At 57.6% G+C, this 15,916-nt stretch carries 11 protein-coding genes; 7 read left to right on the top strand and 4 right to left on the bottom strand.

Features of this window, described 5'->3' with window-relative positions; translation table 11 throughout:
* Positions 1-20 precede the first annotated feature (20 nt).
* Positions 21-3,803: an efflux RND transporter permease subunit gene (locus ACR0IY_RS04905; RefSeq protein WP_480670805.1), complete on the bottom strand. Its 3,783-nt coding sequence runs from the start codon at positions 3,801-3,803 to the stop codon at positions 21-23.
* Positions 3,800-5,032 carry an efflux RND transporter periplasmic adaptor subunit gene (locus ACR0IY_RS04900; protein ID WP_480670803.1) on the bottom strand — a complete coding sequence of 411 codons (1,233 nt, stop codon included), beginning with the start codon at positions 5,030-5,032 and terminating at the stop codon, positions 3,800-3,802. Before ACR0IY_RS04900 ends, ACR0IY_RS04905 begins: the two co-directional genes overlap by 4 nt.
* Before the next feature lie 224 nt (positions 5,033-5,256).
* Here ACR0IY_RS04900 and ACR0IY_RS04895 point away from each other — a divergent pair, with 224 nt between their 5' ends.
* The 5 genes from ACR0IY_RS04895 to ACR0IY_RS04875 all read left to right on the top strand — a co-directional run bounded on the left by ACR0IY_RS04895 (position 5,257) and on the right by ACR0IY_RS04875 (position 10,633).
* Positions 5,257-5,928 (top strand): hypothetical protein, encoded by a 672-nt coding sequence (locus ACR0IY_RS04895; protein WP_480670801.1) that lies wholly within the window; start codon positions 5,257-5,259, stop codon positions 5,926-5,928.
* 39 nt (positions 5,929-5,967) lie between these two features.
* Positions 5,968-7,290: a PQQ-like beta-propeller repeat protein gene (locus tag ACR0IY_RS04890; RefSeq protein WP_480670799.1), complete on the top strand. Its 1,323-nt coding sequence runs from the start codon at positions 5,968-5,970 to the stop codon at positions 7,288-7,290.
* A 48-nt stretch (positions 7,291-7,338) separates the two neighbouring features.
* Positions 7,339-8,802 carry a ribosome biogenesis GTPase Der gene (gene der / locus ACR0IY_RS04885; RefSeq protein ID WP_480670797.1) on the top strand — a complete coding sequence of 488 codons (1,464 nt, stop codon included), beginning with the start codon at positions 7,339-7,341 and terminating at the stop codon, positions 8,800-8,802.
* Positions 8,803-8,966: 164 nt separating this feature from the next.
* A complete protein-coding gene (locus ACR0IY_RS04880) occupies positions 8,967-9,953 on the top strand; it encodes a fatty acid desaturase (protein WP_480670796.1) in 987 nt (328 codons plus the stop codon).
* A 92-nt stretch (positions 9,954-10,045) separates the two neighbouring features.
* Complete coding sequence (locus ACR0IY_RS04875) at positions 10,046-10,633, top strand: helix-hairpin-helix domain-containing protein (protein ID WP_480670794.1); 588 nt, start codon at positions 10,046-10,048, stop codon at positions 10,631-10,633.
* Between the two features lie 55 nt (positions 10,634-10,688).
* On the opposite strand, the gene serS is transcribed toward ACR0IY_RS04875, so the two are convergent.
* Positions 10,689-11,981, bottom strand: coding sequence for a serine--tRNA ligase (serS, locus tag ACR0IY_RS04870; RefSeq protein WP_480670792.1), 1,293 nt, complete (start codon positions 11,979-11,981; stop codon positions 10,689-10,691).
* Between the two features lie 85 nt (positions 11,982-12,066).
* Complete coding sequence (locus ACR0IY_RS04865; protein WP_480670790.1) at positions 12,067-13,728, bottom strand: mechanosensitive ion channel family protein; 1,662 nt, start codon at positions 13,726-13,728, stop codon at positions 12,067-12,069.
* Positions 13,729-13,929: 201 nt separating this feature from the next.
* Here ACR0IY_RS04865 and yajC point away from each other — a divergent pair, with 201 nt between their 5' ends.
* Complete coding sequence (gene yajC / locus ACR0IY_RS04860) at positions 13,930-14,217, top strand: preprotein translocase subunit YajC (RefSeq protein ID WP_480670788.1); 288 nt, start codon at positions 13,930-13,932, stop codon at positions 14,215-14,217.
* Positions 14,218-14,250: 33 nt separating this feature from the next.
* Entirely contained in the window at positions 14,251-15,915 is a 1,665-nt protein-coding gene (secD, locus tag ACR0IY_RS04855; RefSeq protein ID WP_480670786.1) for a protein translocase subunit SecD, read from the top strand.
* The last annotated feature ends 1 nt before the right edge of the window (position 15,916 follow it).

Below are 15,916 nucleotides of genomic sequence, written 5' to 3'. Positions count from 1 at the left end.
CCCAAGGGTTCGCCATCATTTTATTCCGCAGCTTTAAGCGGGGCCCCAGGTGGACGGTCGGAAGACGGCGAAGCCTTGTCTGTAGGGTCTGTGGGGGGCGCATCGTCTTCCCATAGAACCTCGGTCGCCTGTGCCTGACGCGCAGCCTTGCCGATGGCCATGTCCTGCGCGACCTGGCTGGATCGGCCAGCCGTGGCGCGGGCCAGAACCTTGCCCAGCCACACCGCATAGGTCGACACCCAAACTCGCAGCGCCAGAAGCGACGGGGTTACGATCAGTGTCAGGACCGTCGCGATACCCAAACCGAACACCACGGCTGTGGCCAACTGTTTCCACCACAGCGCCGTGGGGCTGTCGATCGAATAACCACCGTTGATGAAATCCAGAGACAGGCCGAACATCATCGGGGTCAGACCGGCCATCGTCGTCAGCGTGGTCAGCAGAACCGGGCGGATACGTGCCTCGGCTGTGCGCACGATGGCCTCGATCCGGGGCATATAGCGGCTGTACTCCTGATAGGTGTCGATCAGAACGATGTTGTTGTTCACCACGATCCCTGCCAGCGCCACGATGCCCGTTCCGGTCATGATGATCGAGAAGGGCTGTTGCATGATCATCATCCCGATCAGAACGCCGGTGGTGGACAGGATCACCGCCAGTAGCACCAACACCGAGTTGTAGAACGAGTTGAACTGCGCCAGCAGAATCACGAACATCAGCCCCAACGCACCCATGAAGGCGTTCATCAGGAAGGCACCCGATTCCTCCTGATCCTCCTGATCGCCCGTCCACTCCCAGCTGATGGCGCTCGAAAACGGGTTCGTGTTCAGCCATTCCGTCAGTACTGCAATCCGTTCGTTCGGGTTGATCAGGGTGAACCGCGCATTCCCGTCTTCGATCTCGGCTCGCAGGTCATCGACGGAGTTACCATCGGTCAACTGGACAAGTTCATATACTGCCCCGTCCGGCGACGTGATGCTGGTTCCAGTTGGGTCAGCGCCCGCTTCAACAGCACGCACAATGGCCAGGCGTTGTTCAGCCCCGTCCGGGCCATCGACAACCACTTTGGACAAGCCCAGTTCGACGTCTGCTTTGACGTCATAGTACCGCTGCTGGTCGATCCGGTTGATCTCGGCCAGTTTGGCAACCGGTTTACGGGTCACGAAGTTAGAAAGAGGCACCAATCCATCGGGCGTACGAACCTTGAGCGAATCCAGGGTCGACAGCACCCTGTCATGTTCGGGTAGGCGAACGCGGATTTCGACCTCTTCGTCGGTACTTTCGGGGCGCATCTCACCTAGCAGGATGCCGCGTGTCACCAGCTGCACCATCGCGCCGACCGTGGCCACATCGGCGCCGAAACGGCCCGCCTTTGCAACGTCCACATCGATTTGCCAATCGATGCCGGGCAGAGGCATGGTATCTTCGATCTTGATCAGGCCGGGGGTTTCGTCAAACACGGCGCGTGCGGTTTGCGTTGCCGCGTCCAACTCCTCCCAACTGTCACCCTTGATGCGCAGGTGAACGGGCTTGCCCGAGGCTGGCCCCTGTTCAAGCGGCAGGATCTCAACGATAAAGCCGGGCAGGAGCGCAAGTTCAGCATTCAACTGATCCAGAACGGTGTTTCCGTCATACTCCGGGTCGATGATTTCCCGATCGAACAGCCCGAAGAAAGCAGGTTCGGTAACTTTCGGCCGGTCTTCCCAAGGAGTGATTTCAAACTGCACACGGCCTATGGTATCGGCCGGAGCCTGCGCGCCACCGTCGTTCTGATCAAGGCCGCCTTCACCGGCGAAAGCGAACATGTTGGTCACTGCAGGGTGGGCACCGATCACCGCTTCGGCGGCCAAAACCATTGCGTCTTTTTCCTCTAGCGACAGGTTGCCTCGTGCACGGACATATGCGGTGGCCTGTTCGGGCTCGGTTTCGACAAAGAACTCGACACCGCGGTTGTTGCTCATGTAGGCGCCCATGACCGACACAACAGCGCCGGCGACGACAAGAATGGAAACGACTGGCATGATCGGGTTGCCGACCAGGAACTTGACGACACGGCCAAACAGGCTGTGTTCACTCGCAGTGTGAACGCGTTCTTCCTTGTGGCGCTCGATCTTGGCCGCGCTTAGCGTCACCGACCCGGCGAAACCGCCAAAGATAAACAGCAGGGCACCCGCGAGCACACCTCCGGGCAGCAGGTACGAGGGATTCAGCATCTGCATCGCCCCGAGGAAGATCATATACAGCGACGGCGGCACCAGAATCGCGCGTACCCACCACGGAGCAACACCACGCAGCCAGTTCGAGGTACGGTCAAACGTCCGGCTCATGCGCCCGGACACACCGCCGACTACAGGCAGGTAGATCAGTGCCACGATCAGCGACGAAGACAGCACAAAGATCAGCGTGATCGGCAGCATCTTCATGAACTCGCCGGGCACGCCGGGCCAGAACAGCATCGGTAGGAAGGCACACAGCGTCGTCGCAGTCGAGGACACGATGGGCCAGAACATCCGCTGTGCCGCCTCGACATAGGCGTGCATCGGCCCGATGCCTTCTCTGATGCGCTTGTCGGCGTATTCCACCACAACAATCGCTCCGTCGACCAGCATCCCCACGGCCAGGATCAGCCCGAACATCACCATGTTCGAGATGCTGACGCCCATGACGGCCAGAAAGGCAAAACTCAGCAGGAACGAGGTCGGGATTGCAAAACCTACCAGCAGCGCGGCGCGGGTCCCCAGCGATGCCAGAACCACAATCATCACCAGCGCGATGGCGGTCAGAACCGACCCCTCAAGCTGTCGCACCATCGAGTCGACGATGCGGCTCTGATCGTTCGAGGTGCCTACATCCACAGCGGCACGCAATTCGGCGGGCCATTTTTCCTGCGCTGCGGCCAGCGTCGTTTTGACGTCTGCCACCGTGTCGATCAGGTTGAAACCCTTGCGCTTGACCACCTGCAACGCGACCGTTGATTCTGTGTCAAAACGGGCGGTGCCTTCGCGATCCTCGAAGGTGTAGTTGATCTGGGCCAGCTCGCCCATGGTTACGACGCGATCGCCGTTGACCTTGACGGGTAGGCTATAAACGTCCTCGGCAGTTTTGAACGACGAAGGGATCTTGACCGAGAAAGAACCTTGCGCGGTATCAATCTCACCCGCAGCAATCAGTTGGTTGTTGTTCTGCACCACACTGATCAACTCGTCCGCCGAGACGTTGTAAGCCTCAAGGCGCAAGGGGTCGATAATCACCTCAAGCATCTCGTCACGATTGCCAGCGATCCCGGCCTCAAGCACCGAATCCAATGCCTCAAGCTCATCCTGCAAGTCCTTGGCAATACGGGCCATCGTCCGTTCAGGCACCGCACCGGTAAGGTTGACGATGACAATGGGGAACTCGGAAAGGTTTACTTCGTTCAGAGAATACTGTTCGGCCCCTTCCGGGAATTCAGCTTGGGCGCTGTTCATCGCGTCACGGACATCCGCCATGATCGATGTCTTGTCCCAGCCGAAATCAAACTCCATCAGGATACCGGCATAGCCTTCGGCGGCTGTACCGGTCATTTCTTTGAGGCCGTCCAGATCTGCCAGTTCGGTTTCCATCGGTTTGACAAGCAGATTTTCCGAATCCTCGGCGGAAATACCGGGGAACTGGACCGAAACGAACAGAACCGGCACCTCGATATCCGGTTCACCTTCTTTGGGCAGGCCAACATAAGCGAACCCGCCGACAATCAGTGAGATCGCGATGAAGGCCAGAACCATGCGGGCCCGTTCAGCGGCCCAAGCGACGACGCCGGTCATTGTTCAACTTCCCGATAAGTGGGCTCGACAGTGACGCCCTGCGTCACAAATTCCTGCCCAACGACGATGATATCGGCCGTTTCGGGCAAACCGTCCACCCAAACACCTTCTGCGGTGTCACGCAGCAGATGGATCGGCATGAAACCGACAATATTCTCGGCACCAACAGTACGGACGCCGACCTGACCTTCGTTGTTCAGGGTCAACGCAGATTGCGGCAGCAGATGCGCTTTGGCACCTTCGGCAGAGATACGAATGTCGGCGGTTTGACCGTCGCGGATTGCCAGATCCGGGTTCGGGACTGTGATCTCGACCTCGAAGGTGCGAGTGGTCTCGTCTGCCGATCGGCTGAGGAACGTCACGCGACCAGAAACCTGCAGCCCGGTCACTAGTTGTGCAGATGCTTCTGAGCCTACAATAATCTTGTTAACGTCGGTCTCTGGAACGAAGCCGACCAACTTGATCGGATCAAGCTGGATGACCGTTGCACACAAAGAGCCGGGCTGCATCAAGCTGCCCAGTTCCGCAGTATCGCTTTCCAACAGCCCCTTGAACGGCGCTTCGATGGTCTGGCGGTCGATCTCGCGCTGGGCGGCTTTTACCTCTGCGGTTGCAGCCTCGATACCGGCGCGAGTGGCTTCCAGCCCGGCTTCGGCGGTTTTCACGCCTGCCTCGGCGGACCGCATCGCGGCCTCGCTCGAGATTCTGCGGGTTTCCGAGCCAAATCCGGTTTCCGACAGTTTACGCGCTGCGGTCAGATTGATTTCAGCCTCTGCAACAAGGGCGTGGGCCTCATCCAGACGAGCTTCTGCCTCGGGCACACGGCTTTCAGCCTCCAGCTTGGCGGCCATGGCCTCGGCCAGGCTGGCAGGGCGGGTGCCAGGGTCCAGTTCGCACAGCAGATCGCCCTTTTCGACAAAAGCGCCTTTGCGTTTGGGTTCGGAAATCACTGTCGAAGTGGTCTCGGCCAGAACCTCGACCTGACGATTGGCTTTGGTTTGACCGCGAAGCGACACGGCGCTGTCAATTTCCTGTGCAGTTGACCTTACGGCAACCACGCGAATTGCGTCCTGCGCGAGCTGCGTATTGCTATCCGAATCCGCTGCAGAGGCCGCTTCCGCCTCGGTGTCACCCCGCCCGGCGAATGCAAATAATGAGTCTCGTTCAAAGACCAAAAAGTAAAGTGCGGCGACCACAAGAAACGCATTTACGAATGAAATCAAACGCATACAGAACTTCTCCTAGAATTCTTCGCCGATTGTCCTTCGGCGTGCATGTCTCAAAATGGGGTCGGACAGGCACCTTTTCCACACTGAACTGAATAGTTTGGTTTGCTTTTTTCCGCAAGTGTGGCGTAGCCCTGCGAAAATGTGCAAAATCGGACCCTTGGCTTAACAATGGCGCCGGGGTATGACATGGCGCCATACAACAGGATACAGCCCGGGGAGCAGGGATGAGCGACACCGACAGTTTTATTGATGAGGTGACCGAAGAGGTCCGCCGCGATCGCCTGTTCCTGCTTCTGCGCCGTTGGGGGTGGATTGGTGTACTGGCCGTGGTTCTGATTGTTGGCGGCGCCGCATTCAACGAATTCCGCAAGGCGCGGGCGACCAGTCAGGCCGAGAATCTGGGTGACGCGATTCTGGGCGCGCTGGCGCAGAATGACTCGGCAGAACGTGCGGCTGATCTTGCCAGTGTCGATGCGGCTACGCCTGGTGGCGACGCTGTTTTGAACATGCTGCTGTCATCCTCGCAGATCGAGGCCGGATCGCGGCAGGAGGCTGTCGATAGCCTCAACGCCATCGCTGTTCAAGGTGAACTGCCGGAAATCTATCGCGCCATAGCAACCTTCAAGGCGTTGCTCTTGCAGACCGAGTCCCTTCCGGCCGCGGATCGTCGCCAGCAGTTTGAAGCCCTGGCAGCGCCGGGTGCCCCGTTGCGATTGCTGGCCGAGGAGCAACTGGCGCTGATCGATGTGTCCGAGGGAAATGTAGACGCGGCAATCGAGCGGTTGCAGGCGATACGCCAAGACGCCGAGATCGGCGTTGACCTTCAGCAGCGTGCAGCACAATTGATTGTGGCCCTGGGTGGCGAACCGGAACCATTGGTAGCCCAGCAGGGCTGATCCGGCGGCGGAAACATTGACAGGCGAGTTCGGAGTATCATGGTGACAAGTCTTTTTCCCCGCATTGGATTGTCGGTCGCGGCAATATCTTTGACTGTGCTGGCCGCCTGTGAAGAGCCCGAAGTCATCCTGCCCGGCGCGCGTGAAGATATCCGTCCTGCGGCCGATACGGAAACCTTGGAAACGCAGGGTTCGAAGCCAATCAGCCTGCCGGCACAAAAAGCAAACGCCAGCTGGTCGCAAAGTGCGGGTACCCCGGCATTCCGAACAGCCAACGCGTCGTTGCGCACAACGCCGCAACGTATCTGGTCAACATCCATTGGCAGCGGGGATTCCCGTAAACAACGTATTACCGCCGAACCGGTTGTTGCCGGAGGTCTGATTTATACGCTGGATTCCGGGGCCACGGTTTCGGCAGTGACGCCACAAGGGCAAGTCGCCTGGAGCACAAACCTAATTCCGGCAAGCGATGGAGACTCGGACGCAACAGGCGGCGGGATGGCCTATGCGGATGGCGTTCTCTACGTATCTTCGGGATTTGGACGTCTGACCGCCCTGGATGGGAAAACGGGCGGCATCAAATGGCAGAAACGTTTGAATGCGACCGGCAGTGGTGCGCCGCTGGTAAAAGACGGTTTGCTGTACCTAGTTGCTGGGGACGAAACGGGTTGGGCCGTTGACGCTAGGGATGGCCGCATCGCCTGGCAGATTCCAGGCACGCCGAGCGTGGGTAATGTTCTGGGCGCTCCGGCACCGGTGATCGCGTCGGATTTGGCGGTCTTTGCGTTTGGTTCCGGCGATATTGCGGCGACCTTCCGTCGGGGTGGTATTCGGCGGTGGAACGCGTCGGTTGCTGGCGGGCGCCGAGGGCGTGCGGCGGCGCAGATCGTTGATGTGACCGGCGGGCCTATGGTTGTGGGTGACAGAATTTACATCGGTAACCATTCGGGCCGCACGGTGGCATTCGACGCCGGTTCGGGTGAACGTATCTGGACCGCTGACGAGGGTGCTGTTGATACGGTCTGGCCAGCGGGCAACAGTATCTTCCTGATTAGCGACCGTAGCCAGCTGGTGCGGCTGAACACTGCGGATGGATCCATCGTCTGGGCGCAGGACCTGCCGGGCTTTGTAAAAGACAAACCGAACCGCCGGGGGCCGATCTTTGCGCATTATGGCCCGATCCTTGCCGGTGGTCGGATCGTGATCGCCTCGAATGACGGTTACCTGCGGTTCTTCAACCCCGTCAACGGCGCGTTGGTTCATCAGGTTGAAGTGCCCGGCGGAGCCACAACAGCTCCGGTCGTTGCCGGACAGACCTTGTATGTCGTGTCGGCCAAAGGTGATCTACACGCTTTCCGTTGACGACAAGATGCGCTAAAGGGCGCGTCTGAGTCTTGAAAGTTGAGTATCATGTCGCTGACCCTCGCCATCGTGGGGCGCCCGAATGTGGGCAAGTCCACTCTGTTCAATCGCCTTGTGGGTAAACGTCTGGCCTTGGTCGACGACCAGCCCGGCGTGACGCGTGACCTGCGTGAGGGCGAAGGGCGTCTGGGGGATCTGCGCTTTACCGTGATCGACACGGCGGGTCTGGAGGATGCAACCGATGACAGCCTTCAGGGCCGCATGCGTCGATTGACTGAGCGCGCGGTGGATATGGCCGACGTTTGCCTGTTCATGATCGACGCACGTGTGGGATTGACCCCCACCGATGAGATGTTCGCTGAAATCCTGCGTAAGCGTTCCAAACACGTGATCCTTGCCGCCAACAAGGCCGAAGGTAGCGCGGCCGACGCAGGGGTGCTTGAAGCCTACAATCTGGGTCTGGGTGAGCCGGTTCGATTGTCTGGCGAACATGGCGAGGGGATGACCGACCTTTACGCTCAGCTTATGCCACTGGCCGATGCCGCCGAGGAACAGGCTGTAGACGACGCCCCGGCGACGGACATCGAGCTGGATGAGGATGGTGAAGGCGAAACCCCATTGATTACGGCCGCAAAGCCATTGCAGGTGGCTGTAGTGGGGCGTCCGAATGCGGGCAAGTCCACTCTGATCAACAAGATCATCGGCGAAGACCGATTGTTGACTGGTCCCGAAGCCGGGATCACCCGTGACGCGATCAGTCTGCGGATCGACTGGGCAGACCCGGACGGGGACAGCACACCTATGCGCATCTTTGACACGGCTGGTATGCGCAAAAAGGCCAAAGTGCAGGAAAAGCTCGAGAAGCTTTCGGTTTCGGACGGGTTGCGTGCTGTGAAATTCGCCGAAGTCGTGGTGGTTCTGCTGGATGCGGCCATCCCCTTTGAGCAACAGGATCTTCGCATCGCGGATCTGGCCGAGCGCGAAGGTCGCGCCGTCGTCGTTGCCATCAACAAATGGGATGTGGAAGAGAACAAGCAGGAAAAGCTGCGCGATTTGAAGGAATCGTTCGAACGGTTGCTGCCGCAATTGCGCGGAGCGCCGTTGATTACGGTTTCGGCAAAGACGGGCCGGGGTCTGGAGCGTCTGCGCGCGGCCATTCTGCGCGCCCATGATGTCTGGAACCGCCGTGTGCCTACGGCCGCATTGAACCGCTGGCTTACCGCAATGCTGGAACAGCACCCGCCGCCAGCCCCACAGGGTCGCCGGATCAAACTACGCTATATGACTCAGGCCAAGACCCGCCCGCCAGGTTTTGTGGTCATGTGCTCGCACCCGGACAAGATGCCTGCCAGCTATACCAGGTACCTCGTCAATGGCTTGCGCGAAGATTTTGACATGCCAGGTACGCCAATCCGTCTGACATTGCGTGGGCAGGGTGATAAGAACCCGTACAAAGGCCGGCGTAAGAAAAACGCAGGCGCACTAGCAAAACATCTCAAGGGCAGGGCGTAACTGCGCCAATTCGCTGCATTTTCAGTACGGGGGCGTGACACGCCCCTGACTGCGCGTTAGCATTCAGCGGCGTGCATTTGTTTTTGCGTGCGCTGCTTGAATACGAGTAGAACGCATTTAGTTTCGCATTGGTATTATCTGCGCCAAACGTGGGGACAGGCTGAATGAATTTGCGGGAATACACACGGCAATATGCGGTGCAGGATAACCGGCTGGCTGCGCTCAGCTATTTTGGAACATTTGCTGTCTACTTTGCGTCACTGGCGCTGGCGATCACTTATGTCGACCGCTGGTATGTCATGATCCCCTCCGGGATTGTTTTCGCGTTCTCTGCTGTGCGTCTCTATGTGCTTCAGCACGATTGCGGCCATCACTCTCTATTTGAAAACAGAGAGCAGAACGAATGGGCCGGGCATGGGTTGTCGCCGTTTACCTTCGCGCCCTTCGAGGTGATGAAGCAGAACCACAATCTGCACCATGCAGGGATCGGCAATCTGGAACATCGCGAAACCGGTGAAATTCACACCATGACCCTGCGCGAATGGAATGCGGCAAATTGGAAAACGCGTTTGTTTTACCGTCTTTACCGGAATCCGTTGATTCTGGTGCCCGTAGGGGCCTTGTTCACTTATTTTATTCGATACCGCTGGCCAAAGAACACAGTCCGGTTCGGTGTGATGGGGGTTGTGTTGCACAATCTCTCGATCATTGTGTTTCTGGGCCTTCTATACATGATTGCCGGAGTCACGGGCATTCTGGTCTGGCTGGTTTTTTCCCTGCTGGGCGGGATGTTGGGAGTGTTCCTCGTTTACCTGCAGCATAATTTCGAGGACACTTACTGGGACCGTCGCCCAGATTTGGATCCGCAACTGGCTGCGCTTCAGGGCTCGTCCGCCCTGGACTTCGGGTGGTGGTTCGACAATGCGGTGGCCTGTATTACGCTGCATGACATTCATCACTTTAACGCGCGCATTCCGTCGTACCGGTTGCGTGCATGCCATTACAACTTGCCGCCTGAATTCACACCGCGTCGGATCAAATTCCCCGAGGCCGTCGCGGCACTGAATCTGAAACTTTGGGATGAGGACGCCAAGCGCCTCGTGCCGTTTCCCAAAAATGGCGCAACGGGCACTCTGGCCCACTCCGGTTAAGTCCAAAGGACGGTTTTATCGATACCGCGTCTTGCAGGCGTTTATTTTCGGCGCATATGCAAATTGTCAGGGAGAGAAGGAAAGGACGTATTATGACCAAAGTGACTGATGTTAAAGGGGTAGGTGAGACGCTGGCGCAGGCGTTGACCACCAAAGGGTTCAAGACCGCAGAGGCTATCGCCAAGGCAGACCCTGCGGACTTGGTCACAGTCCCCCGAATTGGTCCAGCCCGCGCGTCATTGCTGATTTCAGCGGCAAAGGAAGCCGTGGCTTCCAAGCCTGCCGCCAGGGCAAAAACGGTCAGGAAAGCCGCAGCCGCGAAACCGGCACCAGCCCGAAAAACCGTAAAACGTCCTGTGGCCAAAAAAACGAAGGCGGCCGCAGCTGCGGAAAAACGAGCCGAACAGGCGGCACGCAAAGCCGAACAAGAAAAAGCTGCTGAAGAAGCGGCCGAGGCCAAGGCTCGTAAGAAAGCCAAAGCCAAGGCAAAAGCTGAAAAAGCAGCCAAAAAACTTCAGGAGATGGAAGCTGCTTTTTCCAAAGCCAAAGACAAAGTGAAGGCCAAGGGCAAAAAGGACAAAAAGTCCAAAAAGGACGACAAGAAAAAAGCCGATAAGAAAAAAGGCGGCAAAAAGAAAGACGTCAAAAAGAGTGACAAAAAGAAGAAGGCGAAGAAGTAACCCTTCTTCGCCTTATGGTCATTTGGGATGCCGGGGCCTCAGTCACGTCGGTTTTTTATGCCAATGACCCATCCAGCTGCAACGTCAGCTTACCACCCAGGTAAGGGGCTAGAACCTCGGGCAACGTTACGGTTCCGTCCGCGTTCTGTCCGTTTTCCAACACTGCGATCAGGCAGCGCCCCACAGCCAGACCTGACCCGTTCAGGGTATGGACGTATTCCGGTTTCCCTCCGCTTTCCGGACGGAACCGCGCGTTCATACGGCGGGCCTGGAAATCACCACAGGTCGAAACCGAGCTGATTTCGCGATAGGTGTCCTGACCCGGCAGCCAGGCTTCAATGTCGTACGTCCGGCGCGCGCCGAACCCCATATCACCGGTGCACAGGATCACGGTGCGATAGGGAATACCCAGAGCTTCCAGAATGCCCTCGGCGCAGCTCAGCATGCGCTTCTGTTCTTCATCCGATTTATCGGGATGCGTGACAGAAACCATTTCGACCTTTTCGAACTGGTGTTGGCGCAGCATGCCGCGCGTGTCCTTGCCGGCCGATCCGGCCTCAGACCGGAAGCACAGCGAATGCGCGGTATAACGGCGGGGCAGGTAGCTTTCTTCAATCAGGGAGTCGTTGACGATATTGGTCAGCGAAACCTCGGACGTTGGGATCAGCCACCAGCCTTCGCGGGTCTGATAGCTGTCTTCACCGAATTTCGGCAACTGGCCGGTGCCCTGCATCATCTCAGACAGAACCAGAACTGGGCCGTTCACTTCAGTTAGCCCGTTCTCGTTGATATGCGTGTCCAACATGAACTGCGCCAAAGCCCGGTGGATACGGGCAACGCCACCGGACAGCAGCACAAAGCGCGAGCCGGACAGTTTGGCCGCTGTTTCGAAATCCATGCCGTTCTGAACGGCTTGGATTTCAAAATGCTCCTTGGGTGTAAAATCCAGCGTACGCGGAGTACCCCAGCGATTGATCTCGACATTGTCGTTCTCATCGGCGCCCTCGGGCACGTCTTCGGCCGGCAAGTTGGCGATGCGGATCAACTGATCCGATAGCAATGCATCCAGATCCTTGGCCTCGTTCTGCATCCGGGCAATCTCGGCCTTTTTGTCGGCCATCAACGTACGCAAACGCTGGAATTCGTCCTCATCCCCACGCGCCTTGGCGGCACCGACCTCTTTGCTGGCCTTGTTCTGCTCGGCCTGAGCGGTTTCGGCGGCCAGAATCTTGGCGCGGCGGGTTTCGTCCAGCCTCAGCAAATCTGACGACACCGGCGCGTCCCCACGGCGCGCAAGGGCGGCGTCGAAGGCGGCTGGGTTTTCGCGAATGGCGCGGATGTCGTGCATGGTTCAGATCCTTAATGCGTGAATCACTAAAGCCGCTTATGCACCATCTGAATGGCAGGGTGTAGCGCCGCGATGGAAAAAGCGTCTACTTGTCCGCGTCTTCCGCTGATTCATGCGCCAAATGGCCGTCCCAATCCCCAGCCGGGATCTTTGGTTCGGGCGGATCGGCCATGTAAGACGGCGTCATGATCTGTACGTTGTTCTCGTTAAATACGGCTACGATGTTGCGATGCAGGTCGGACCGGATTTTGGGGATGATGCTGCCACGGGTGGTATAGCCGTTGATTTGGTAGTTGATCGCGTAATCCGCCAATGCGGTCCACAGAACAAAGGGTTCAGGCTTGGCCTTAATCCCCTTGGTGCGGTTGGCTGCTTCGATCAGCATCGCCTCGACCTTTTCGGGTGGTTCTTCGTAGCCGATCCCAACTGTTGTGTGCAGCAACAGCCCGCTTCCGTCTGTTTTCTTTGAAAAATTAACCACATCCGAGTTCATCAACTGGGCATTGGGGATCGAGATCAACTCGTTCTTGATGGACTTCAGATGCGTTTCCATCAGCTTAATCTGTACCACATCCCCGATATGATCGCCGATCTGGATGCGATCTCCGATCGAAGTCGAGCGCCGGTAGATTACGAACAACCCTGCCAGCATGTTGGATACAACCGAATTGGCCCCGAGTGACAGCATGGCCCCGACCAGGATGGTCAGCCCCTGAAACGCCGCTGAATCTGACCCGGGAATATAGGGCACTGCAAAGACCAAAGCGATCAGGATGACGACCACCCGGGCAATGTTGAAAGTTGGGCTGACCCAGTGTTTCTCGAAATCGCCCATATCGAACGAGCCTGCCTCGACCGCGTCAAAGAACACGCGCATGCCCTTGATGACGTACATCGTGACCCACGTGATCAGACCCAGCATGATCATGTTTGGAATATAGCTGAGGATACCTTTGAAAATCAGCAGGACCGGCTCGGTCAGATAGGTTAGCAACAGTTGCGCTAAATACCGCGTCTCGGCAAAGGCGAGCAGGACGAACGAGAGGTAGTAGTAAAAGCCCAGAAAGAAAATGATCAGAAGGGCAAAATTCAGTCCATATCGCACAAGCGCGGCTATCGCTTCGGCCTGAACGCTTTTTGCTGTGGCGGTTTCCACATCCTTCAGGTGGCGTTTCACCAATTTAAGCGTGCGCCGCCTGATCCTGCGATGAAGCCACAATATCAATACGACAAAGGCGGCAAACCCCAATGTCCAACCTGCGGCTTCGATGGCACCTGAGACACGGGCTTGTTCGGTTCGGTTGGCGCGATAAGAAAGAATGGCCTCTTTGATGGCATCCCCGTGCAGCAAGCTGAGAACGTCCAGCTCCATCTGATCCAATTCGGCATCGGCAACGGTGACGATCGACACTATCACATCGTCGGCCCGGATGCGTATGCCCAGCTCGGTCTCTTCAAAGGTGATGTCAACGCTTGGGTCTTCGGATGACTCGGCGACTTCTATTATGCTGTTTTGTACCCTTTCAGCCCGCTCTGGTGCAGGCAGGGCACTGGACCCGCGCAGGAAGAACAGCATTTCGCCATCCACGATGACCGGTGCCTTGAAGCTGCCCGTTTCATCTGTCTCGGTCTCAGCAATATCGACAGGCGCATCCTGCGCCCCGGCGGGCGTGGTTAGGCACGCCGTCAATACTACAACCGACAGCAAAAGCATCAACGATTGGAAAGGTTTGTATAGGATCGACATCATTCCTCCTGATGAACGACTATAGCCAAGATAAGGCGTCTTCCTAGGACATATCTGCAACGCTTTTCCTGATCTTGCGACAACGCGAAGGGGTTCAGGTGGGTTACAGCGCCGCCATCGCTTGCAAACGCGCATCTCAGGGCATAGGTTCCCGCCAAATTTGCGGAACGGTGCCGCAACATCAACACAAAGGAATATCCCATGGAAGGTGGCGCAATCGCCCAGTTTCTCCCGCTGATCCTGATCTTTGCGATCATGTATTTTCTGCTGATCCGTCCGCAGCAGAAGAAGATGAAGCAACATCAAGCCATGGTCGAGGCGGTGCGCCGGGGCGATCAGGTCGTCACCCAAGGTGGTCTGATTGGCAAAGTATCCAAGGTCAAGGAAGGCGATAACGAGATCGAGGTCGAGATTGCCGAAGGCGTGAAAGTGCGTGTGGTCAAATCGACCATTGCGCAGGTTCTGAACAAGACCGAACCTGCGAACTAACTTCGCCTTACAATCCCTTGAAAAGGCAGGGTAATGCTGCACATTAATACCTGGAAGCGGGTTCTGATCTGGTCGGTCTGTGTGATCGGCCTGCTCATGGCCCTGCCGAATGCGTTTTATACGCGCGTTGAACAATCCAACGATGCCAAAGCGGCGATTGAGCTTGGCATTGATACACCTGAAATGCAGGCCGAAGCGGCGCAGTGGCCCAATTGGCTGCCGTCTTCGCTGGTGAATCTGGGCCTCGACCTACGGGGCGGTGCGCATCTGTTGGCCGAAGTGAAAGTCGAAGATGTTTACGAATCCCGGATGGAGGCGATGTGGCCCGAAGTCCGCGACGCACTTCGGGATGAACGCGCAACTGTTGGCACGATCCGCAAACAAGAGTCAGCCCCCGATGAGATTCGCGTTCGTATCAGCCAGCCCGAAGGCATGCCCCGCGCGCTGGAGGTTGTGCGCGGCCTGGCCCGTCAGGTGCAGACCCTGACCGGGGTTGGCGCAACAGATATCGAGGCTCGTGCCGAAGGTGACACGGTTGTTGTGCAACTGTCCGAGGCAGAGAAACTTGCATCCGACGACCGCACGGTGCGACAGGCGCTGGAGATCATTCGCCGCCGGATCGACGAGGTCGGCACCCGTGAGCCCACCATCCAACGCCAAGGCGCGGATCGTATCTTGATCCAAGTGCCGGGAATCGGCAGCGCAGGTGAATTGAAAGACATCATCGGGACAACGGCACAGCTGACCTTCAATTCCGTCACTGGCGGGCAGACGACAAACCCTGACGCGTCGGTTCGCCCAGGTGAAAAACTCGTTCCAGCGCTGGATCAGGATGGTGTTTATTACACGATTGCAGCCGCCCCCGTTGTCACCGGTGAGGAACTGGTCGACGCGCAACCTTCGTTCGACCAGAACGGCCGCCCGGCGGTGAGCTTCCGGTTCAACACCTCTGGCGCGCGCAAGTTCGGCGACTATACCCTGGAAAATATCGGTGCGCCCTTCGCCATTGTGCTAGATGACGAGGTGATCTCGGCCCCCGTGATCCAAAGCCATATTCCGGGCGGATCGGGCATTATCACCGGTAATTTCACAGTTGAGGAAAGCACCAATCTGGCCGTTCTGCTGCGTGCCGGTGCCTTGCCTGCGGGGATGGAGTTCCTCGAAGAACGCACCATCGGACCGGAACTGGGGCAGGACAGCATCGACGCGGGAAAGGTTGCGACCATCGTGGCCTTTGTTGCGGTTCTAACCTTCATGGCACTCAGCTACGGTCTGTTTGGCATTTTCGCCAATATCGCTTTGATCATCAACGTGGGGCTGATCTTTGGCCTGCTTTCGCTGATCGGGGCCACGCTGACTCTGCCGGGTATTGCGGGGATCGTTCTGACGGTCGGTATGGCGGTGGATGCCAATGTGCTGATTTTCGAGCGTATACGCGAAGAACTCAAGTCAGCCAGAGGCCCTGCGCGAGCAATCGAGTTGGGCTATGAAAAGGCACTGTCAGCCATTCTGGATGCAAACGTAACCACGTTCATCACCGCCGTCATCCTGTTTGCCATGGGCAGCGGACCGGTACGAGGTTTCGCAATCACGCTGGGCTTGGGTATTCTGACCTCGGTCTTCACGGCGATCTTCGTGACCCGCCTGATGATCGTGATGTGGTTCGAACGCCGCCGTCCAAAAATGATCGAGGTTTGAC

Source organism: Ruegeria sp. BC1 (assembly GCF_056539305.1).
This window is presented reverse-complemented; position numbering and strand designations above follow the sequence as displayed.